Source organism: Pseudoalteromonas sp. ESRF-bin5 (assembly GCF_002632075.1).
Lineage (GTDB): Bacteria > Pseudomonadota > Gammaproteobacteria > Enterobacterales > Alteromonadaceae > Pseudoalteromonas > Pseudoalteromonas marina.
Map to the genome: position 1 here is coordinate 1 of NZ_NTLW01000219.1, position 21,197 is coordinate 21,197.

Consider the following 21,197-nt stretch of genomic DNA (forward strand, 5'->3'; position numbering starts at 1 on the left):
AACTAAAACTGTTTGCTGGACTCGCATTTTTACGTGGCTTTGGTATATACTGTGCGCGTAGATAAAAAGGTTTATCTACGGTTATTAACATCATTGCCAATTGTAGTACTTAATTGATTTCCAACTGAATACAATTATGTACTGTAATTGGTACTTTGATGGAACACTTATTTAGATTTAAAGGATATTTTAAGTGCAAGCAATTATAAAAGAATTTCAACTAGGTCAACACACTGTAACCCTAGAAACAGGTGCAATCGCACGTCAAGCAGACGGCGCAGTACTAGCAAGCATTGGCGATACGTCAGTACTAGTAACGGTTGTTGGTAAGCGTGAAGCACAGCCAGGTCAAGACTTCTTCCCACTAACAGTTAACTACCAAGAGCGTATGTACGCTGCAGGTCGTATCCCAGGTGGTTTCCTTAAGCGTGAAGGTCGTCCTAACGATGGCGAAACACTAATTGCACGTCTTATTGACCGTCCAATTCGTCCACTTTTCCCAAATGGTTTTGTAAACGAAGTACAAGTTATTGCAACTGTTGTATCTGTAAACCCTGAAATCCAACCTGATATGGTTGCGATGATTGGTACATCAGCAGCACTTGCTATCTCTGGCATCCCGTTCAGCGGTCCAATTGGTGCAGCTCGTGTTGGTTACATTGGTGGCGAATACGTTCTTAACCCAACGTTAAAAGAACTTGAAGAGAGCCAACTTGATTTAGTTGTTGCTGGTACTGACAACGCAGTACTTATGGTTGAATCAGAAGCAGACGTACTTGCTGAAGACGTAATGCTAGGCGCGGTTGTATACGGCCATGAGCAATCACAGTCTATCATCAATGCTATTAACGAATTTAAAGCAGAAGCAGGCAAGCCTACTTGGGATTGGACTGCACCTGAGAAAAACGTATCGCTTGAAGAGAAAGTAGCTGAACTTGCTGCTGATAAAGTAGGCGAAGCTTACCGTATTACTGATAAAGTAGCGCGTAAAGAAGCACTTGGCGTAGCTAAAGATGCAGTTATCGAAGCACTTTCAAGCGAGCTTGCTGAAGGCGAAACGCTTGATAAGCAAGAAGTGGGTAAAGTATTCGGTTCACTTGAGAAGAAAATTGTTCGTGGCCGTATCGCTGCAGGCGAAAAACGTATCGATGGTCGCGAACCAGATATGATCCGTGCACTAGACGTAATGACTGGCGTATTACCGCGTACTCACGGTTCTGCTATCTTCACACGTGGTGAAACACAAGCATTAGTAACAGCAACGCTTGGTACAGAACGTGATTCACAGTTAATCGACGATTTAACGGGCACGCACAAAAACCACTTTATGCTTAACTACAACTTCCCTCCATTCTGTGTAGGTGAAACTGGTTTTGTTGGTTCTCCTAAGCGTCGTGAAATTGGCCACGGTAACCTAGCTAAGCGTGGTATCCAAGCAGTAATGCCAACATTGACTGACTTCCCATATTCAATCCGTGTTGTATCTGAAATCACTGAATCAAACGGTTCATCTTCAATGGCGTCTGTGTGTGGTACATCACTAGCACTTATGAACGCGGGTGTTCCAATTAAAGCTTCTGTTGCAGGTATTGCGATGGGTCTAGTTAAAGAAGACGAGAAATTCGTTGTTCTTTCTGACATCTTAGGTGATGAAGATCATTTAGGTGACATGGACTTTAAAGTAGCAGGTACTACTAACGGTATTACTGCATTGCAAATGGATATCAAGATTGAAGGTATCACACAAGAAATCATGCAAATTGCGCTTAAACAAGCAAAAGCAGCACGTTTACACATATTAGAAGTGATGGACGAAGCGATTTCTGCTCCTTCTGAAGAGCTTTCAATGTTTGCTCCGCGCATTTACACAATGAAAATTCCACAGAAGAAAATTGCTGAAGTTATTGGTAAAGGTGGCGCTACTATTCGTCAACTTACTGAAGAAACAGGCACAACAATTGAAATCGGTGATGACGGTACAATTAAAATTGCCGCTACTGACGGTGAAAGCGCTGCAAATGCAATCAGCCGTATTGAGCAATTAACAGCAGAACTTGAAGTAGGTACTATCTACGAAGGTAAAGTTGTACGTATTGTAGACTTCGGTGCGTTTGTAAATATTCTTCCTGGTAAAGATGGTTTAGTGCATATTTCTCAAATTAGCACAGAGCGCGTTAATAACGTTGCTGATCACCTTAGCGAAGGTCAAGAAGTTAAAGTTAAAGTACTAGAAGTAGACCGTCAAGGCCGTGTACGTCTTAGTATTAAAGAAGCAATGGAATCAGCTGCGCCAGCGGCAGATACGTCAACTGACGCTTAATTGCTAATACTCAATCCAGATATTTTCTGGATAATATAAAAGGGGGCTGTTTAGCCCCTTTTTTTATGCTTTAATGAGGGACTTGAATTTAAACAAAGATTATTCAAGGAAGCTAAATTACTTGCGATGATACATAGTGTATGTGCAACTATGAACCAAATCATTCGTCGTCAGTCATAAGGCTACCAACCTTGGTATTAAGGATTTTAATGATTTTCAAACACATTGCTTTGGCGTCTTTTGCTATTTTGTCTTTAAGCGCTTGCCAAACAACAACCCAATCAGAATCAGCACCTGTAGTAAACGTGCCTTTCACTGCGCCCTTAGCGTCTGATTTTCGCAGTGAAATAGCTATTGCACGTTATTCAGAATTGCTTAATAGAGCTGATTTAACACCAGAGCAACAAGCAAAGTTATATTACGATCGCGGAGTGCTGTTTGATAGTTTAGGCATGACCACTTTATCGCGTATTGACTTTAACCGTGCGGTAAAACTTAAGCCTGATTTAGCTGAGGTGTATAATTTTTTAGGTATTCAACACACATTAATGCAGCAATATGAAAAAGCATATGAGCTTTTTGATTCTGCGTTAGAGCTAGATGAAGAACACGAATACGCTTACTTAAACCGCGGTATTGCGCTTTATTATGGTGATAGGCCCAGTATTGCAAAAACAGACTTCAGTCAATTTTTAGCGCGTTCTCCTAACGACCCTTATCGCGTATTGTGGGTGTATTTAGCACAAGCTAAATTAGACAAAGATTCAGCAGTTGCGGAGCTAAAAACTAACTCTAAAGCGCTTGATGACTCGCAATGGGCATATCAGTTAATCTCACTTTTTGCGGGTGATATGAGTGAACATACATTTTTATCTGGTGTAAGCGATGGCGTTAAGTCAGAGCAAGAATATGCCCAACGTTTGTGCGAAGCTTATTTTTACTTAGCAAAGCTACACCAAGCAGCGGGTGATACCTATGTTGCCGCTGATTATTTTAGATTGGCGCTATCTACTAATGTACATGAGTTTATAGAATATAAATATGCTCGCTTAGAGCTTGAACTTTTAATGGAAGCAGACGCAAGTTAGTGTGTTAAAAACAACATTAGCATTACTTTTTAGCTTGTTGGTTGCAGGGTCGAGCAACAGCTATGGTGGTATTGGCTTTTGGCAGGTTTTAAATGCCAAAGCCGAACCGCTACAATTATATTGGCAGTTTCCTCGCTACTTTTTAGCAAATATAAATAAACTGCCTAAAAATACTCTTGGCCTACTTGCTAGGCATCACATACCTTCTGCTCAATATGAGTATTCTTTACACCTGATCAAAAAAGACCAAGCTGAAGCAGCGAAATTATTTTGGCGACTGAGTTTACCAAAAATAAATAATTTTCAGCTGGCCAAGTTAGCCGAGCAATTACTTGTTAATAAGCAGTGGGACGATCTTAAATTTTTAAACACGTTAGGCTACCTAGAGCCTGGTTTTGTATTAAATCACCTTAACTTACACAATGGTGTTATTCACACACAGATCCCCGAACCATTTTTGCACTCATTGGACTTTTTATCGTTAAATTCTACTATTGCGGTAAATAGAAAATGCCAGTTTAATGTTTTAACGATGAGCGATCATCGAAGTGGACTTTATAAGTTATCGGCATTAATCAAAACTTATAATAAAAATCCGGAGCCAAGACAGGACACTTTTTGCTTTAGTAAGCCCGTGTATGTGGGTGGTGCTTTAAAGTGCAATAATAGCATGAGCGAAGCGGCTAATTGTGATTGGCAATCTACTTTAATAAATAAACAATTTTTAAGAAAATTTGATTTTGTTGTAATGATGCCCAAATATGGAAGTGCTAATGTTAGCCGAGGAATTATGCAATTAAATTCAGATGCCAATTATGGGATTTTCTTGCATGAGCTAATGCACTTTAATGGCTTTGAAGATGAGTATGTTTTACCCAAAGCTAAGCAGGCTTGGTTGTGTAAAATGAGAGGCTTAGTTGCTCCTAACTTGTATATTGCACAAAAAGATGAAAAATCACCAAAAGGTTGGCATAGAAGTAAAAGCTGCCAGAGTGGCGGTGTAGCCTACAAACCAAGTAAAGACTGGTCAATTCTAGAATATCAACAGATAAAGCTCTCTGATCAATACAGGGCCCTTTGGTTAGCACATATAGATAAAATTAAGCGTTAATATGTCTATAACCATTGGTTTTTAAGTCCCTATTTTCTCACTTAAAATTAACTCAACATGCTTCGCTTTTTATAGACAAAATATCTGTTATTGAGTATAACTATTACCATTAATGTCGTTTAAAAACAGGCAGTAAAAGCATCACTTAATGTATAAAAGTGGCGCCCTGATAAACTTATGATTATAAAAGGCCCTACATTATGACTTTGCTCTGGATACCCTTGTTATCCTTGATTGGCAGTGTTATTTCTGCATTCACAGGCAAACTTTCTCGCAATCAAAGTACATTTGCTACTGTGCTTGCACCGTTAACCGCTTTGGGGATTACTTTATACCATGCACCTGCGGTTCTTGCCGGTGAAACTATCCGCTATTCCTTAGCGTGGATCCCCTCTATTGGTCTTGATTTATCGCTTCGTATAGACGGTTTAAGCCTCTTGTTTATGTTTATGATATTAGGCATTGGTTTGCTTGTTATTGTATATACACGTTATTACCTCAGCGCCAATGACTCAATGGCTAAGCTTTATAGCTACTTAATGTTATTTATGACAGCAATGCTAGGCATTGTTATGTCTAATAACGTTATACAGCTATGGCTATTCTGGGAATTAACCAGTATCAGTTCTTTTTTATTGATAAGTTATTGGTGGCATAAATCTGAAGCGCGTAAGGGCGCGCGAATGGCTTTAGCCGTAACAGGGGCGGGTGGTTTAGCACTACTTGGCGGGTTAATGTTGCTAGGTGATATTGTTGGCAGTTATGACTTAGATGTTATTTTGGCAAGTAAAGCCATTATTCAATCCCATGATTTATACGAGTTAGCACTTGTTTTAGTATTGCTGGGTGCATTTACTAAATCGGCTCAGTTTCCGTTTCATTTTTGGTTACCTCATGCAATGGCTGCCCCTACGCCCGTTAGCGCTTACTTGCACTCAGCAACGATGGTTAAAGCCGGTATCTTTTTACTTGCGCGCTTTTATCCAGCTTTAGCTGGAACCGAAATGTGGTTTTTATTAGTTGGTTTAACTGGCTTAGCTACATTGTTATTTGGTGCTTACATAGCGTTATTTAAGCACGATTTAAAGGGTTTACTTGCGTATTCGACAATTAGCCATTTAGGTTTGATCACGCTATTGCTTGGCCTTGATACCGAGCTTGCAACGGTTGCAGCCATATTTCATATAATTAACCACGCAACATTTAAAGCGTCGTTATTTATGGCTACCGGTATTATTGACCATGAAACAGGCACGCGTGATATGCGTAAACTTAATGGTATGTGGCGGTTTATGCCTTATACCGCAACTCTTGCAATGGTTGCTGCTGCAGCTATGGCGGGCGTACCTCTACTCAATGGTTTCTTATCGAAAGAAATGTTTTTTGCCGAAACACTACATCAACAAGTACTTGGATCTATGTCATGGTTAATACCGGTACTTGCGACGGTGGCAGGTGCATTTGCAGTAGCCTATTCAGCACGCTTTATTCACGATGTATTTTTTAACGGCGACCCAATAGACTTGCCTAGAACACCGCATGAACCACCACGTTATATGCGTGTGCCAATAGAAATACTGGTTGTGCTATGTATTTTGGTGGGTATTTTCCCAAGCTTTACTGTTGATAGTATTTTATCTGCGGCGTCATTAGCGGTGTTAGGGGAAGCGATGCCAGAGTACAAGTTAACAATTTGGCATGGTTTTAATCTACCGTTACTGATGAGTGCAATGGCCGTTGTAGGTGGTTTGTTTATTTACGTGAATCGCAAATATTTATTTCAATTTCAGGCTTCACTGCCCACATTAAATGCTAAAAAAACCTTTGAACGTGCAGTGCTGAGTGTAGTTGCATGGTGTCAGAGCAAGATTAACAGCACTGAAAATGGTTCTTTACAGCGCTATTTGGTTATTATGCTGGGTGTCGTATTACTTTGTGCCGGTTGGCCATTATTTGAAATGCAACAATTAGCTGGCAGTATGCCGCGCACACCTGTTGATGTGCATAATGCGATTGGTGCTGGTTTATTAATAATTGGCGCAATAGCCACCGTTATTTGGCACAGATCGAGAATGGTCGCATTGTTGATGCTGTCTATTGTAGGCTTAATGGTGTCGGTTTTATTCACTCGTTTTTCTGCGCCAGATTTAGCGTTAACTCAGCTTACTGTTGAGGTGGCCACTATTATATTGCTTATGCTTGCGTTGTTCTTTTTACCTCAACATACGCCTAAAGAGTCTAGCTCGTTGCGAGTACTGCGCGACTTAGGAATTGCCTCTACTATTGGTGTAGTGGTTGCGAGTATTTGTTATGCGATATTAACGCGTCCATTAAATTCTATTTCTGATTACTTTGTCGCTAATGCCAAAACAGGTGGTGGCGGTACAAATGTGGTTAACGTTATTTTGGTCGACTTTAGGGGATTTGACACCCTAGGTGAAATAACGGTACTGGGTATAGCCGCATTAGGGATATTTAAAGTGCTTTCACGTATTCCATTATTTATGCCTGCCAGTGATAGCGAAGGACGTCCATGGGCGCGTGAGCGTTACCCAATATTACTTGCAAGTATTTCACAAAGCTTATTGCCGTTGGCGTTGTTAGTATCAGCGTATATATTCTTGCGTGGTCACAACTTACCAGGCGGTGGTTTTATTGCTGGTTTGGTTACGTCAATTGCTTTCATCTTGCAGTACATGGCACATGGCTCTAACTGGATCACCGAGCGTTTTGACATCAACTACCGTAAAATTATTGCCTCGGGGATAGGTATCGCAATGTTTACTGGTGTAGGCAGCTGGTTCTTCGGTAGGCCATTTTTAACCACGTGGTTTGATTACTTTGATATTCCGTTTGTAGGTAAAACAGAACTTGCTAGTGCAATTGTGTTTGACCTTGGCGTGTACCTCACCGTAGTAGGTGCAACATTAATGATTTTAGCTAGTTTGGGTAATATGACTTCCGATGCCCCTAAAAAAGAGGTGAATATTTAATGGAGCTATTATACGCATCGTGCGTTGGTGTATTAGTTAGCTGCGGTATATTTTTACTGTTGAGAGCACGGACGTTTCCTGTAGTACTGGGTCTTACCATGATTTCGTATGCAGTAAACTTATTTTTATTTTCATCGGGGCGTTTAACTATAAATAAAGCAGTGGTACTTGGTACCGGGGCAGATTACGCAGATCCACTTCCTCAAGCCTTGGTTTTAACCGCAATTGTAATTGGTTTTGCAATGACAGCATTTGTGGTTATTTTGGCTATTCGTGGACGTGCTGATTTAGGGAGCGATCATGTTGATGGAAGCCCAGTTAAATCAGCTGCTGTAGTTAAGGAGCAAAAATGATTCAACATTTAGCATCCTTACCTATTTTATTACCTATGCTTGCAGCGGTTATTTTGTTACTTCCACCGTGTGGTAAAAGTGTAAAAATTCGCCGTTACGCATCAAATGCTATGGCGCTTATTACGTTTGCCGTTAGTGTGTTTTTATTAATGCATATTTACAATACGGGTATCAGTGTTTATGCCATTGGTGATTGGTCGGCCCCTTTTGGGATAGTACTTGTGGCCGACAATTTATCAACATTACTCGTAGCGCTAACCTCGTTTTTAGGGCTTGGGGCCATTTTATATGGCAGTGCGGGCGATGATGAAAAAGGAAGCTTTTATCACCCACTTGTTCATTTTTTAGTATTGGGTGTTAACGGCGCTTTTTTAACGGGTGATTTGTTTAACCTGTTTGTATTTTTTGAAGTTTTACTTATTGCATCGTATGCATTACTTATGCACGGTGGCGACAAACAAAACACACGTGCAGCGCTACAATATGTCATTTTAAATTTAGTGGGCTCAAGTGTATTTTTAATAGGTTTAGGTATTTTATATGGCGTATTAGGTACATTGAATATAGCTGATATGGCGCAAAAGGTATCACAGCTTAATGGTGACGATGTATTTATTGCTAAAGCCGGTGGTTTATTACTACTTATTGTATTTGCTTTAAAAGGTGCATTATTGCCCCTACATTTATGGCTTCCAAATACCTATGCAAGCGCTAAACCTGTTGTTGCAGCCTTATTTGCTATTATGACTAAGGTGGGCGTTTATGCCATGCTGCGTGTTTACACCGTGATATTTGGTGAACAGGCGGGTGCACTTGAGCACATGGTACAACCTTGGCTTTGGGGATTAGCAATTGCCACTATTATCGTCGGAGCTATGGGCGCAATAGCCGCGCAAGACTTGCGTAAGTTAACTGCTAATTTAGTGTTAGTGTCGGTAGGTACATTAGTTGCGTTAGTGGCTTTACAAAATGTAAATGCAACGGCTGCATTATTGTATTACTTAGTGCATTCAACATTAGTGAGTGCCGCGTTATTTTTATTAGCCGACTTAATTGCTAAGCAACGTGGAAAAGTTGCCGACAGGCTTGTTGGTGGGCGTGCAGTTAAACAGCCGCTTTTACTTGGGGCATGTTTTGTTGTTGCCGCTTTAACAGTAGTAGGTATGCCGCCGTTATCTGGCTTTGTTGGTAAAATATGGATACTAAAATCAACTTTAAATAGTGAGCAGGCCTTAGTATTTTGGCCCGTTTATTTAATAACAAGCTTTGCATTGCTAGTTGCACTTTCTCGTGCGGGTACAAGCTTGTTTTGGGAAAGAAAAGATAAACGCAGCGAAAGCCCAGACTGCGCTGATGCAAACCCATTACAAGTTACGGTAATTATAGGGTTACTCGCATGTTCGCCATTATTAGTTATTTTTGGCGGGCCGATTAGCGAATACATGGTAGGTGCTGCTACGCAATTACATGATATTAGCGGTGGCATAAATGCTGTACTAAAAGGAGGCATGTAATGAGACTGCAAGCCCGTTTTCGTTGGTTACCAACACCATTTCGTAGCTTATTTTTGTTTATAGTATGGTTGTTGCTCAATAATAGTGTTTCGGTTGGTCATATTGTACTGGCAACATTTTTTGCTATTTTTATTCCTATTTTAAGCTTCTCGTTTAGAGATCCTCAGCCGCTTATATTAAAGCCAGGGCTAGCTCTAAAACAATTTTTAATTGTACTTTACGATATTATTGTAGCTAACTTACAGGTTGCGTTATTAATTGTTGGGCCTTCCAAAAAATTACGCCCCGCATTTATTAAAGTCCCCTTAGACTTAACACACGATATGCCGATTACAATTTTAGCAAGCAGTGTGTCGTTAACACCCGGTACTGTCAGTGCGGAGGTGTATCCTATTCCTGAATCGTTAGCACAGGGCGAGGAAATGACACAGCGTTATTTGCTCATACATGTACTTGACCTTGATAACGAAGCTGAGCTTATCAAGCATATTAAAAAGCGTTACGAAGCTCCACTAAAGGAGATATTTCAATGTTAGATACCGTATTACTTATCGTTTTTGCCATGATAGGGCTCTCTTTATTACTTAATTTGTGGCGCCTTATTATAGGGCCTTCGATTCCTGATAGAGTTTTAGCCCTTGATACTATGTATATTAATGTTATTGCACTTATTGTTTTATACAGCATAAGTATGGGAACAGGCTTGTATTTTGAGGCTGCATTGTTGATAGCCATGTTAGGGTTTGTGAGTACTGTTGCGGTGTGTAAGTATTTACTACGTGGCGATATAATTGAATAGGGTGGCAAGATGATTAGCGAGTGGGTTGTATCAATTTTATTGTTATTTGGCGGCACGTTTATTTTAATTGGCTCGTTAGGCTTATTAAAACTGCCCGATTTTTTTATGCGTTTACATGGCCCAACAAAGGCCACCACTTTAGGTATGGCAAGTATATTAATTGCCGCCATGGTATTTTTTGCAAACTCTGAAACGGGTTTAAGTGTTAAGGAAATATTGATCACTATATTTCTATTAATTACCGCCCCAATAAGTGGCTATATGTTAATTAAGTCGGCTATTCATCACAAACTTAAGCCAAAAGAGGGAACCAAAGGCCTAGACAACATTGAAGATGATTAAGCTTTATTAATTATTACACTATCTGGGTAGTGTAATACCAATGAGCGTTCTTAAACCGAATAAAGAAATTTATTCGGTTTTTTGTTATTAAAGAAGTCGTTAACGCTTTTATTTAAGAGTGATTAATTGAGCTTGAGAACATAATTGCACGTATTAAGCCTTACAAATTGACAAGAAACTTTAAATTTTATGAATAACATAAACCCAAAAAAATTACTCAATAGTAAATGGACTGCAACGCCCGCTATCAATAAAGAAAAGCACTTTGTAATTGTGGAGGTAGAGTACGATGAAGAAGCTAACGTGATAGCGTGTATTACTGAGTCTGTGTTTTCTAAAAACCAATACCCCATTAGTTGGCGCGATCTCAAAAACACAGAAAAATGGCGTCAAGGCTGGAAATAATTTTAATAAATTTATATAAATCAATGGATTGAACTTTAAATGTATAGTTAAAGTAGTTTAAAACCATCAATTTTAGGGAAGATGAGATTGATAAAAAGTAATACCAACAATAAAAAACCAGCATTTAGCTGGTTTACAAAAGTGTTTAGCTAACAGCTATTTTTCATCTGCGTATTTTACGCGAATCTTACTTTTATCAACGGTTAATTGATTAAGTGCTTTAATAGCGCTTTTGCTTTCAATATCGTTTGGCATTTCTACAAAGGCAAATCCTTTAGATTGGCCAGTTTCTTTATCGAGTACTAAGTTACAGGTAGTCACTTTGCCGTGCGCTGAAAACAGTGTACGAAGATCTTGCTCTGATGTAGTGCGAGATAAGTTACGAACTAATAATTTCATATTTAACCTAAATAATGGTATCGGGTAGATTATCTCAAGTAACTTGGTTTTAACCTAATTATATTTTTAGCATCGTTACTTCTATTAGTTTAAAACACTTAACTAGCCCTTAAAGCGAATAATGAGTTATTGGTAATAAATAACTAGTTATTAAAATCAATAATTGGTAAGTTGTATTTTTAAAAGTTTACTTACCATTAACGTGTTGGGCTGGTTTGTTATGTCGATATTTCGTTTGAGTGTATTAAATATCTATACTGTGTGCTTTTTAAGTTTTTCATTATTGGGCTGTGGGAGTTCAAGTTCGAAAAATGAGTCGGTCAGCTCTGAGCTGTCGGTACAATCTGCCGCAATTATCAGTGGTGAAATATCAGCAAATATAGAAAACAATCGTCAAAGTGCAGTTGTGGGTGAGCTTTCTATAACAGATGAGCAAGCTGGTGAGGCGGTGTTTATTGCTCAGACGAGCAGTCAAACACGTTATGGTATATTTAATCTTTCAAGCAATGGTAGTTGGTCTTACACCTTGGACCTCGCTAACACAAACGTGACCGCTTTAGATATAGGTGACACATTACTTGATGAAATAGTAATTAGCTCTGCGGATGGCACTAAAGCGACAATAAGCATTACTGTTGTTGGCGTAGTACAGCCAGATAATTTTGTAGTAAGCGATAAAACAACCCTAAATGCTGATGGCGTTAATTTAGGGATCAGCGCTTATACCTTGATAGAAAGTGTATTTAGTGAAGGCTCAATTGAATCGCCTGATATGTATAGCGGTAATCATGAAGGTGTTATACATATAGTGGAAGATACAGACGCTATTGTAGGTAATCACTTTGTATTTTTAGCTCATCGCGATGAAGACCAAGATAAAGACAAAGGCCCGAGTGATCGTCAGCGTAACGAAATTAAGTCCTATGATAAATCACCCCCGGCAACGCTTGCTTTTGAAAATGAAACCGTACAATACAACTGGAAGTTTAGAGTAAGTAGTGAGCTTGAGTTAACGAGTAAATTCAGTCACTTTTTTCAAATAAAAGCCCGTAACGATACCAACGACAATACCAATGGCAACGACGATCAACCTATCATTACGCTCTCTGGTGCTCAAAAAAACAGTACAGGGAACCAGTTACAAGTAAGGTATAGCGCAGGTTTTGATGAAAACGGTAACAGTACAGGGCTTGATAAAAACCTTTTAGAAACAGATTGGTCACTTATAACCGATGAGTGGATACAGGTTTTTGTTCAAGCCACATTTAGCGAGGAGGGGCAATTTGAGATGACCCTTACCCGCTTAAGCGACAATGAAGAACTATTGAATATAAACGAGCAAAACATAGATATGTGGCGAGGCGTTAGCGATGATGACTTTGCACGCCCTAAATGGGGAATTTACCGCTCAATAGTAGAGACCGATAGCCTTCGCGCTGAAGAAGAGCAGGTACGATTTGCTGATTTTGTGATTAAGAAAGGTTCTTTAATAAAGTAATCGACATAATACAAATATAAAATCCACAAAACAGCCCTTAGCAATTTAATTGCTAAGGGCTGTTTTAATGCGTTTTAAAAAGTAACTATTTTACTTCTTTACCGGCAGCTTGTTGGTCAGCGTGGTAGCTTGAACGAACGAATGGGCCAGAGGCTGCATGTGTAAAGCCAATTTCATCAGCGTACTCTTTCAACGCGTCAAACTCTGCAGGCGGCACGTAACGTTTAACTGGCAAGTGATGCTTAGAAGGTTGTAAATATTGCCCAACGGTTAGCATGTCAACGTTATGAGCACGTAGATCACGAAGTACTTCTTCTATTTCGCTAATCTCTTCACCCAGACCAACCATTAAGCCAGATTTAGTTTTTACTTCTGGGTGTGCTTCTTTAAAGCGACGAAGTAATTCTAACGACCATTTGTAATCGGCACCTGGGCGCGCAAGCTTGTACAAACGCGGTGCTGTTTCTAGGTTGTGGTTAAACACATCAGGCGGTGTCTCAATTAAAATTTCAAGAGCACGGTCCATACGGCCACGGAAATCGGGTACTAAAATTTCGATGGTAATGGTTGGGTTGTGCTTACGAATTTCACGGATACAATCGGCAAAGTGCTGTGCGCCGCCATCACGAAGATCATCACGGTCAACCGAAGTAATTACAACGTAGCTAAGCTTCATGTCTTTAATTGTTAGTGCAAGCTTTTCAGGCTCTGCTGCATCAGGTTTTAATGGGCGACCATGAGCAACATCACAAAATGGGCAACGACGCGTACAAATAGCACCTAAAATCATAAAGGTTGCTGTACCGTGGTTAAAGCACTCTGATAGGTTTGGGCACGATGCCTCTTCACATACTGAGTGTAAGCCGTGCTTACGCATGGCTTGTTTAATACCGTCAATACGCTCTGTTGACTTTGGTAAGCGAATTTTAAGCCACTCTGGCTTACGCAACATTTCAGTTTTTTCTGTTGGTAAAACTTTAACGGGGATCAACGCCATTTTTTCTGCGTCGCGTAGTTTTACACCTGGTTCCATTTTGACTGGTTTATTCATTCGTTTTCAAACCCTTCAGTATGCTTAACCTGTGCTGCATTAAGCTTTTTAATCATGTGTTTTACGAGTCCTTCACCTGCGCTTTGTAGGTTTTGAGGACCCTCTAATTCTTTTGTTTGCACCATATTCATACCGGCATAACCACACGGGTTGATGCGTAAAAATGGACTTAGGTCCATGTTAACATTTAATGCTAAGCCATGAAATGAGCAGCCGCGGCGAACTCTTAAACCTAATGATGCAATTTTGCTGTCGTTAACGTAAACACCAGGGGCGTCGGCTTTAGCGTATGCTTCAATATTGTATTCAGCAAGCGACTCTATAATGCACTCTTCGAGCCAAGTAACAAGTTCACGCACACCTATCTTTAAACGACGTAGGTTAAATAATACGTACATCATTTGTTGGCCAGGGCCGTGGTAGGTAACTTGGCCACCGCGATCAACTTTAATTACTTCAATGTCGCCAGGGGCAAGTAAATGCTCGTCTTTTCCTGCTTGGCCTTGAGTAAATACACTTTCGTGCTCTACAAGCCAAATTTCATCAGGGGTGTTTTCATCACGTGTATCGGTAAAGTCTTGCATTTTTTGCCAAATAGGCATGTAACGCTGGCGACCTAATTGGCGTACGATTAAAGTGTTTTCGCTCACATCAAATCTCAACTATGGCTTAAAGCATATGGCGTACGTCATCGATATTACTGATCACGTTGTAAATTTCTTCAATGTGTTTACCACTTGTAACCGTAGCTACTAGCGTAACAGACTCATAATTACCTTTACTGCTTGGTTTTACTTTTGGTGCGTAGTCGCCCGGAGCAATAGGTTGTAATTTTGCTAATATTTGATCTGTTAAATTAACGTTGGCTAAACCCATAATTTTAAATGTAAATGGGCAAGGGTACTCTAAGTACTCATCAAATTTAGTATTTTTAACTGGTTGAACCACGTTAGTGACTCCTCATACAAAAGTGTGAACTCTATGTAAAGCACGAAGCTTAATACAGATAGGCGTTTAGCAGTGATGCATATATGGGGCGCATTCTAGCATTTTTCAAGCAAAAAAAAACGCCCCACAATGGAGGCGCTTAAATTATATATACTTAGTCATTTACAATTTATTGCATGATCTGTAAACGTAAGTAGTCATAAATTTTACTAAAGAAGCTGCCTTCTTCCACTTCTTCAAGTGTCACTAGTGGGTATTGCGCAATGTCTTCCCCTTCTAGTTGCAAGAATAAAGTGCCTACTTTAGTGCCTTTAGCTAATGGTGCTTCAAGGGTGTTGTCTAGCTCAAAGTTAGCTTTTAGGTTTTTATGCTGACCACGTGGAATAGTGATAGGTGTGTCTTCTAAAATACCTAACGATACATTTTCTTTGTTACCCATCCAAATGCGCTGCTCTGCAAAGCTGTCGCCCGCTTTGTAAGGTGTAATTGTTTCAAAAAAGCGAAAGCCGTAGTTAAGTAGTTTTTTGCTTTCTACTTTACGTGCACGCTCGCTTGAGGTGCCCATAACAACAGCAATTAAACGCATACCATTTTTAGTGGCTGATGTAACTAAGCTGTAGCCAGCTTCAGATGTGTGGCCTGTTTTTATACCATCTACGTCTAAGCTTTCATCCCATAATAGTGAGTTACGGTTGTATTGCTTAATACCATTGTAGGTGTATGATTTTTCTTTATAAATAGCATACTCTTCAGGTACATCTCTGATAAGTGCGGCGCTTAGCGTGGCCATATCACGTGGTGTAGTATAGTGCTCATCAGTATCAAGGCCATGGCTATTAATAAAGTGGCTGTTAGTCATACCTAATTTAGCAGCGTGAGCATTCATTAAGTCGGCAAAAGCACTTTCACTGCCTGCTATGTGCTCAGAAATAGCAACACAGGCGTCATTCCCTGATTGAATAATAATGCCATGATTGAGCTCATCAACACTAATTTGCTTACCCACTTCGATAAACATTTTTGAAGACTCTGGGAAGTTTTTTGCCCATGCTTTTTCGCTAATTGTAACCATGTCGGTAGGGGCTATGTTACCAACTTTAATTTCTGTACCAATTACATAACTGGTCATCATTTTAGTTAAGCTTGCTGGCGCAAGTTTAGTATCGGCTTCGCCTTCAGCAATAACCTTACCTGTTGTAAAGTCTACTAAAAAATAACCCTTTGCATTAACTTGAGGTGGTGCCGGAATAATTTGGGCGCTGGCTGAAAATACGGCGGCTGAACAAACTAAGCCACATACACCTTTGAGGATTTTATGTTTAATTGATTTCATCATACTCATTAATGGTTAAAGTTAAAAATTCGCGTTACGCCATTCTATACCCAAACACCCCCGAGATGCGAGTGTGGTTAGGCTGGTTTGGGTATTTGTCTTACTGAGTGTAAAGCAAGAACGCGTTTTGAAATTGATTTTTTTTTAATTTTTTTAATACTTTTTCTGCATGTTGGGCGTTTTGTATTGGCCCCAAATGCAATCTGTAAATAGTGTCTTTTTTTACAATGTTTGTTGGTAATTTATATTGTTGGCGTAAGCGTTGTGCAAGGGCTTCAATATTTGCCAATGTACTGCCTGCAGCTACTTGAATATACGTTTTATTAGCAGCAGAATTCGAAAGCGTAACCGCTTCAAGCTTAACCTTTGCTATACCGTGTGTATAGTAGCCTAGCTTGTATGCAGCCGCATATGACAGGTCAATAATTCTGTCATCATGAAAAGGCCCACGGTCGTTTACGCGTACAATTACTGACTTGCCATTTTGCGTGTTTGTAATGCGAACAAAACTAGGTAAAGGTAATGTTTTATGCGCCGCGGTCATGGCAAACATATCGTATATTTCACCATTTGAAGTGTGGTATCCGTGAAACTTTCTGCCGTACCACGATGCAATGCCTTCTTCTTTGTAACCCGTTTCGTCAAGCATTGGGGTATACCGTTTACCTAGCACCTCGTAGGGGCGAGAAGCACTAGCACTTTTTTGCACCTCAGTAACAATAGCATCCTGCATTTCAAGCGCTGTGGGTGCTCTAAGAGGGGCTGAATCATGGCGCATATGGTAACGCCCACTCGAACCACTACTACAGGCACTGACAGTGATAGCGATTAAGATGATTATTAGAGTCTGAGCGTAACGTTGCATTATTTTAAAAGCATCCTTTTGTCTGTCGCAATCGACATAATAATACCAAAGCCGGCCATTAGCGTAATCATCGATGTGCCACCATAACTTATCAGGGGTAAGGGCACACCAACAACAGGTAGTAGTCCCGATACCATGCCAATATTTACAAATATATAAACAAAAAAAGTTAAAGTCAGTGCGCCAGCTAACAGCTTTCCAAATGCGTCTTGTGCATTTACTGCAATATATAAGCTGCGGCCAATTATAAACAAATACAAGCTAAGTAAAACGCAGACACCAAATAAGCCAAACTCCTCACTTAATACCGAAAAAATAAAATCGGTATGCCGTTCAGGTAAAAACTCAAGTTGTGACTGTGTACCTTGCAACCAGCCTTTACCTTCGACACCGCCAGAACCAATGGCTATTTTAGATTGAATAATATGATAACCCGAGCCAAGAGGGTCGCTCTCCGGATCTAAAAATGTCAGTACGCGTTGTCGTTGATAAGCATGCATGCCGTACTGCCAAAATGGCCATGCAGCTAATGCAACTGCTGCACTTAAAAAGCTAATTAATCGCCAGCTCAACCCTGATAAAAAAAGTACAAATATGCCAGAGCTTGCAATCAGTATTGATGTTCCTAAGTCTGGTTGCTCTTTAATTAATAATGTAGGCATCATTACAATCGCAAAGCCGAAAATTAAGTGTAGTGGTCGTGGTGGTAAATGTTTACGGCCAATATACCAAGCCACCATCATAGGTACTGCAAGCTTCATTAATTCTGAGGGTTGAAAGCGAGTTAACCCTAAATCAAGCCAACGTTGCGCGCCTTTAGAGCTCACACCAAATAACAACACACCAACCAGCATTAATAACCCAACGCAGTACATCGGTATAGTGAGTCTTTTCAGTGTCGCGGGAGGAATTTGTGCAAGTACTACCATGGCAATGATGGCCACACCCATCCGCGTCATGTGTCTTATCATCATCGCTGACTCTTGGCCACTTGCGCTGTACACAACCGTGATGCTTCCAGCCATCATAAGTAAAATGGCAATAAGTAAAGGCAAGTCTAAATGCATGCGCATCCAAATAGAGCGCTTGTCATGCAGGGCGGTCATAGGGTGTTATTCCTTGCCAGTTCAACAGGGTTAGCTGCAAAGTAATAATCCATTAACTGCCTGGCAATAGGTGCGCCAACCGTGCTGCCACCACCATTATTTTCAACAACAATAGACACAACTATTTGAGGATTATTGTAAGGGGCAAACCCCACATAAATGGCATTATCGCGTTGTCGCTCTTTAAGTGATTCTGCATCGTATTTTTCACCTTGTGCAATGCTCACAACTTGTGCCGTGCCCGTTTTACCTGCAGGGTCGTAGTTTACGCCCTTAAACGCTTTGTGGGCGGTGCCTGTGACTTTAGTTACGGTATTATGCATAGCATCTATGGCTATACGCCAATTGTCAGGATTGTTCAGTACTACAGGTGGCTTTTCTTCATTATTTATTTGCGTCACATCGTCCTCTTTTTTAGCCACTTGCGCTAAGTGAGGAGGGTGGTTAACCCCTTTGTTAACAAGTATGTTAGTTGCATTAGCAATTTGAATCGGTGTTGCGGTCCAATACCCTTGGCCAATGCCTACAGAAATTGTATCGCCAGGCCACCAAGACTCTTTAAATCTGTTTTCTTTCCATTCTTTTGAAGGCAATATCGCGGTAGTTTCTTCGTGTATATCTATACCCGATAGGTCGCCAAAACCAAAATGCGCCATAAAATTACTAATTTTTGTAATGCCTAATCGGTACGCGGTATCGTAAAAGTACGTATCGCACGACTCTTCAATGGCTTTGTATACATCCACATGGCCATGCCCCCAACGTTTCCAGTCACGCCATTTGTGCTCTACGTTTCGTATTTCAAAAAAGCCCGGATCCCACATGGTTGTCCCTTCCGTCACCATGTTTTCTTCAAGTGCTAAAATAGCCATATGCGGTTTAATGGTGGATGCTGGTGCGTATCGGCCTTGTGTAGCCCTATTAATGAGTGGGCGATCTGGGTTAAGAAGTGCCTTATAATTTTTACTGCTAATACCGTGTACAAATAAATTGGGGTCGTAGCTTGGGTTCGAATATAGCGCAAGTATTCCGCCATCTTTTGCATCCATTACGACAACCGCACCGCGCATGTCTTTGAGTGCATGTTGGGCTATTTGTTGCAGGCCGATATCGAGCGTTAACACTAAATCACTACCTGGCTGCGGGGGAAGCATACTCAGGGTGCGGATAACACGACCACGGTTATTAACTTCTACACGTTGCGAACCGACTTGACCATGTAAAAGTTGCTCGTAGTATTTTTCAATACCGAGTTTGCCAATATCGTGGGTTGCACGATAGTTTGTGGCTTGGCCTTCTTGTTCGAGCTTGTTCAGCTCTTTTCGGTTTAGCTTTGCAACATAACCTAGGGCATGAGTAAGCGTGTCGCCGAATGGGTAATAACGTGCTAAACGAGCTTCGATACTAAACCCGGGAAATTTATGCTGGTTAACCGAAAATGTAGCAACATCGGCTTCATCAAGGCGCGCTTTAAGTACTTGTGATTTAAAACGGCGCGTGTTTTTTATATCTTTTAAAAAATCTTGTTTTTCTTGTTCTGTAATCGTGATTAGTTGGCTTACTTGTTCAAGTGATTTTTCAAGGTTATCAACGTCCTCGGGGATCACCTCGAGATTATAAACGGGTTTGTTCTCAGCAAGCAGTACACCGTTTCGGTCGTAAATTAAACCGCGATTAGGTGCAATAGGAATAACTTTAATACGGTTGTCGTTGGAGCGGGTTTGATAATCTTGGTGGTCTTTTACCTGAACGTTGTAAAGATTAGTAATTAAAACAGCTACTAACCCTAATACAAAAACAAAACCCACAAATGCACGCCGTGCAAACAAATTTGCTTCTGCGGAGTGATCGCGAATAGTGGGTCTTTGTTTTAGCATAGCAAGGCGTTACTCGCGATGATAGGGATGATTGTTATTTAAGCTCCAGCCTCTATATAGGCTTTCTGCAACAATAATTCGCACCAAAGGGTGTGGTAATGTTAGGTTCGATAACGACCACTTTTGCTCCGATGCAGCAATGCATTCTGGAGCAAGTCCTTCAGGGCCGCCAATAAGTAAACTTACATCGCGGCCATCGAGTTGCCATTTTTCCATGTTTTTAGCAAGTTGGTGAGTATCTAGCGCTTTGCCAGTGACCTCTAGCGTAACAATACGATTGCCTTTAGGAATAGCGGCTAATGTTTTTTCGCCTTCAATATGTAAAATACGCTTTATATCGGCATTTTTGCCACGTTTACCGGCGGGTATTTCAATTAGCTCTAAAGCCATATCCTTGGGGAAACGGCGCTGGTATTCAGCAAATCCCGTTTCTACCCACGCTGGCATTTTTGTACCAACAGCAATCATTTGTATTTTCACGAATAACTTCCAAGCGTTGCTTTTAACAAGTGGGTGGTTAGCCCCACAGTTTTTCTAGATCGTAATAGCTACGTGCTTCAGTTTGCATCACGTGTACAACCACATCGCCTAAATCAACCAGTGCCCATTCGCCGTCATTTTCGCCTTCATAGCCTAATGGCTCTGAATCTGCATGACGTGCTTCTTTTGCTAAGTGGTCGGCGATTGATTGAACGTGGCGTTTAGACGTGCCAGTACAAATTACCATGTAATCGGTAATGTCTGATTTATCAGTTACGTCTATGTCAACGATGTCACGCGCTTTCATATCGTCAATTTTATCCATTGCAAAGGCGAGTAGTTGTTTTGAATCCAAGGTTTTGTCTCAATTTAAAAATTTAATGGCGCGTATTTTAACACGCTAGGCATTTTTAAGCATCAATTTGATATAGCTGATGCATTTGTATGTAATGACTCACGGCATCGGGTAATAGTTCATTCTTTTTGTTACTTTTTTTAAGATCATCACGAATAGAACTAGAAGCTGCATCAAGCATTTTACCCGGTAAAAAGTAAAGTTTACCACCTAAATGCTCTGTAATAAGAGCGGGGTCATCCACGAGGGCATGCTGCATGTAGTGTTTAAGCTCACCTGTTACCTGACAACTCTGCGCTGGTCGTTGATATACCACAATATGGCAAAGCTCAGTAATTGTTTGCCATTCAAACCACTTAT

Annotated in this window: 22 protein-coding genes; 11 read left to right on the top strand and 11 right to left on the bottom strand. The window is 40.5% G+C overall.

Annotation, left to right across the window (positions count from 1 at the left end):
* Positions 1-193 precede the first annotated feature (193 nt).
* The 10 genes from pnp (at position 194) to BCG07_RS13300 (ending at position 10,925) form a co-directional block, all read left to right on the top strand.
* Complete coding sequence (gene pnp, locus BCG07_RS13255) at positions 194-2,320, top strand: polyribonucleotide nucleotidyltransferase (protein WP_006793378.1); 2,127 nt, start codon at positions 194-196, stop codon at positions 2,318-2,320.
* 209 nt (positions 2,321-2,529) lie between these two features.
* Positions 2,530-3,408 carry a lipoprotein NlpI gene (gene nlpI / locus BCG07_RS13260; protein WP_010555983.1) on the top strand — a complete coding sequence of 293 codons (879 nt, stop codon included), beginning with the start codon at positions 2,530-2,532 and terminating at the stop codon, positions 3,406-3,408.
* A gap of 1 nt (position 3,409) precedes the next feature.
* Positions 3,410-4,519: a hypothetical protein gene (locus tag BCG07_RS13265; protein ID WP_243533062.1), complete on the top strand. Its 1,110-nt coding sequence runs from the start codon at positions 3,410-3,412 to the stop codon at positions 4,517-4,519.
* Positions 4,520-4,719: 200 nt separating this feature from the next.
* On the top strand, positions 4,720-7,512 hold the full coding sequence (locus BCG07_RS13270) for a monovalent cation/H+ antiporter subunit A (RefSeq protein ID WP_033025209.1): 2,793 nt from the start codon (positions 4,720-4,722) through the stop codon (positions 7,510-7,512).
* Positions 7,512-7,865 (top strand): Na+/H+ antiporter subunit C, encoded by a 354-nt coding sequence (locus BCG07_RS13275; protein ID WP_006793383.1) that lies wholly within the window; start codon positions 7,512-7,514, stop codon positions 7,863-7,865. Before BCG07_RS13270 ends, BCG07_RS13275 begins: the two co-directional genes overlap by 1 nt.
* Positions 7,862-9,379, top strand: a complete 1,518-nt coding sequence (locus BCG07_RS13280) for a monovalent cation/H+ antiporter subunit D (protein ID WP_243533064.1) — start codon at positions 7,862-7,864, stop codon at positions 9,377-9,379. The genes BCG07_RS13275 and BCG07_RS13280 overlap by 4 nt, the downstream gene beginning before the upstream one ends.
* Positions 9,379-9,915: a Na+/H+ antiporter subunit E gene (locus BCG07_RS13285; RefSeq protein WP_006793385.1), complete on the top strand. Its 537-nt coding sequence runs from the start codon at positions 9,379-9,381 to the stop codon at positions 9,913-9,915. The genes BCG07_RS13280 and BCG07_RS13285 overlap by 1 nt, the downstream gene beginning before the upstream one ends.
* Entirely contained in the window at positions 9,909-10,178 is a 270-nt protein-coding gene (locus BCG07_RS13290) for a K+/H+ antiporter subunit F (RefSeq protein WP_006793386.1), read from the top strand. Before BCG07_RS13285 ends, BCG07_RS13290 begins: the two co-directional genes overlap by 7 nt.
* Before the next feature lie 9 nt (positions 10,179-10,187).
* Entirely contained in the window at positions 10,188-10,520 is a 333-nt protein-coding gene (locus BCG07_RS13295) for a Na+/H+ antiporter subunit G (RefSeq protein WP_006793387.1), read from the top strand.
* A 189-nt stretch (positions 10,521-10,709) separates the two neighbouring features.
* Positions 10,710-10,925: a TIGR02450 family Trp-rich protein gene (locus tag BCG07_RS13300; protein WP_243533066.1), complete on the top strand. Its 216-nt coding sequence runs from the start codon at positions 10,710-10,712 to the stop codon at positions 10,923-10,925.
* Positions 10,926-11,081: 156 nt separating this feature from the next.
* On the opposite strand, the gene BCG07_RS13305 is transcribed toward BCG07_RS13300, so the two are convergent.
* Entirely contained in the window at positions 11,082-11,324 is a 243-nt protein-coding gene (locus tag BCG07_RS13305) for an RNA recognition motif domain-containing protein (RefSeq protein ID WP_006793389.1), read from the bottom strand.
* A gap of 220 nt (positions 11,325-11,544) precedes the next feature.
* On the opposite strand from BCG07_RS13305, the gene BCG07_RS13310 reads away from it, so the two are divergent.
* Positions 11,545-12,822, top strand: coding sequence for a VCBS domain-containing protein (locus tag BCG07_RS13310; protein WP_243533068.1), 1,278 nt, complete (start codon positions 11,545-11,547; stop codon positions 12,820-12,822).
* An 85-nt stretch (positions 12,823-12,907) separates the two neighbouring features.
* On the opposite strand, the gene lipA is transcribed toward BCG07_RS13310, so the two are convergent.
* The 10 genes from lipA to BCG07_RS13360 all read right to left on the bottom strand — a co-directional run.
* On the bottom strand, positions 12,908-13,873 hold the full coding sequence (gene lipA / locus BCG07_RS13315) for a lipoyl synthase (protein ID WP_004585911.1): 966 nt from the start codon (positions 13,871-13,873) through the stop codon (positions 12,908-12,910).
* A complete protein-coding gene (gene lipB, locus BCG07_RS13320) occupies positions 13,870-14,523 on the bottom strand; it encodes a lipoyl(octanoyl) transferase LipB (protein ID WP_006793391.1) in 654 nt (217 codons plus the stop codon). The genes lipA and lipB overlap by 4 nt, the downstream gene beginning before the upstream one ends.
* 19 nt (positions 14,524-14,542) lie before the next feature.
* Positions 14,543-14,821 carry a DUF493 family protein YbeD gene (gene ybeD, locus BCG07_RS13325; protein ID WP_006793392.1) on the bottom strand — a complete coding sequence of 93 codons (279 nt, stop codon included), beginning with the start codon at positions 14,819-14,821 and terminating at the stop codon, positions 14,543-14,545.
* A gap of 169 nt (positions 14,822-14,990) precedes the next feature.
* Positions 14,991-16,154 carry a serine hydrolase gene (locus BCG07_RS13330; protein ID WP_286890528.1) on the bottom strand — a complete coding sequence of 388 codons (1,164 nt, stop codon included), beginning with the start codon at positions 16,152-16,154 and terminating at the stop codon, positions 14,991-14,993.
* 100 nt (positions 16,155-16,254) lie between these two features.
* Positions 16,255-17,019, bottom strand: a complete 765-nt coding sequence (locus tag BCG07_RS13335; RefSeq protein WP_286890529.1) for a septal ring lytic transglycosylase RlpA family protein — start codon at positions 17,017-17,019, stop codon at positions 16,255-16,257.
* Entirely contained in the window at positions 17,019-18,125 is a 1,107-nt protein-coding gene (rodA, locus tag BCG07_RS13340) for a rod shape-determining protein RodA (protein WP_243533072.1), read from the bottom strand. The genes BCG07_RS13335 and rodA overlap by 1 nt, the downstream gene beginning before the upstream one ends.
* Complete coding sequence (gene mrdA / locus BCG07_RS13345) at positions 18,122-20,002, bottom strand: penicillin-binding protein 2 (protein ID WP_286890530.1); 1,881 nt, start codon at positions 20,000-20,002, stop codon at positions 18,122-18,124. The genes rodA and mrdA overlap by 4 nt, the downstream gene beginning before the upstream one ends.
* A 9-nt stretch (positions 20,003-20,011) precedes the next feature.
* Positions 20,012-20,482, bottom strand: coding sequence for a 23S rRNA (pseudouridine(1915)-N(3))-methyltransferase RlmH (gene rlmH, locus BCG07_RS13350; protein WP_002958522.1), 471 nt, complete (start codon positions 20,480-20,482; stop codon positions 20,012-20,014).
* A 37-nt stretch (positions 20,483-20,519) separates the two neighbouring features.
* A complete protein-coding gene (rsfS, locus tag BCG07_RS13355; protein WP_006793397.1) occupies positions 20,520-20,837 on the bottom strand; it encodes a ribosome silencing factor in 318 nt (105 codons plus the stop codon).
* A 55-nt stretch (positions 20,838-20,892) separates the two neighbouring features.
* Positions 20,893-21,197 (bottom strand): nucleotidyl transferase family protein (locus BCG07_RS13360; RefSeq protein WP_502694074.1); only part of this gene is annotated, 305 nt, incomplete at its 5' end.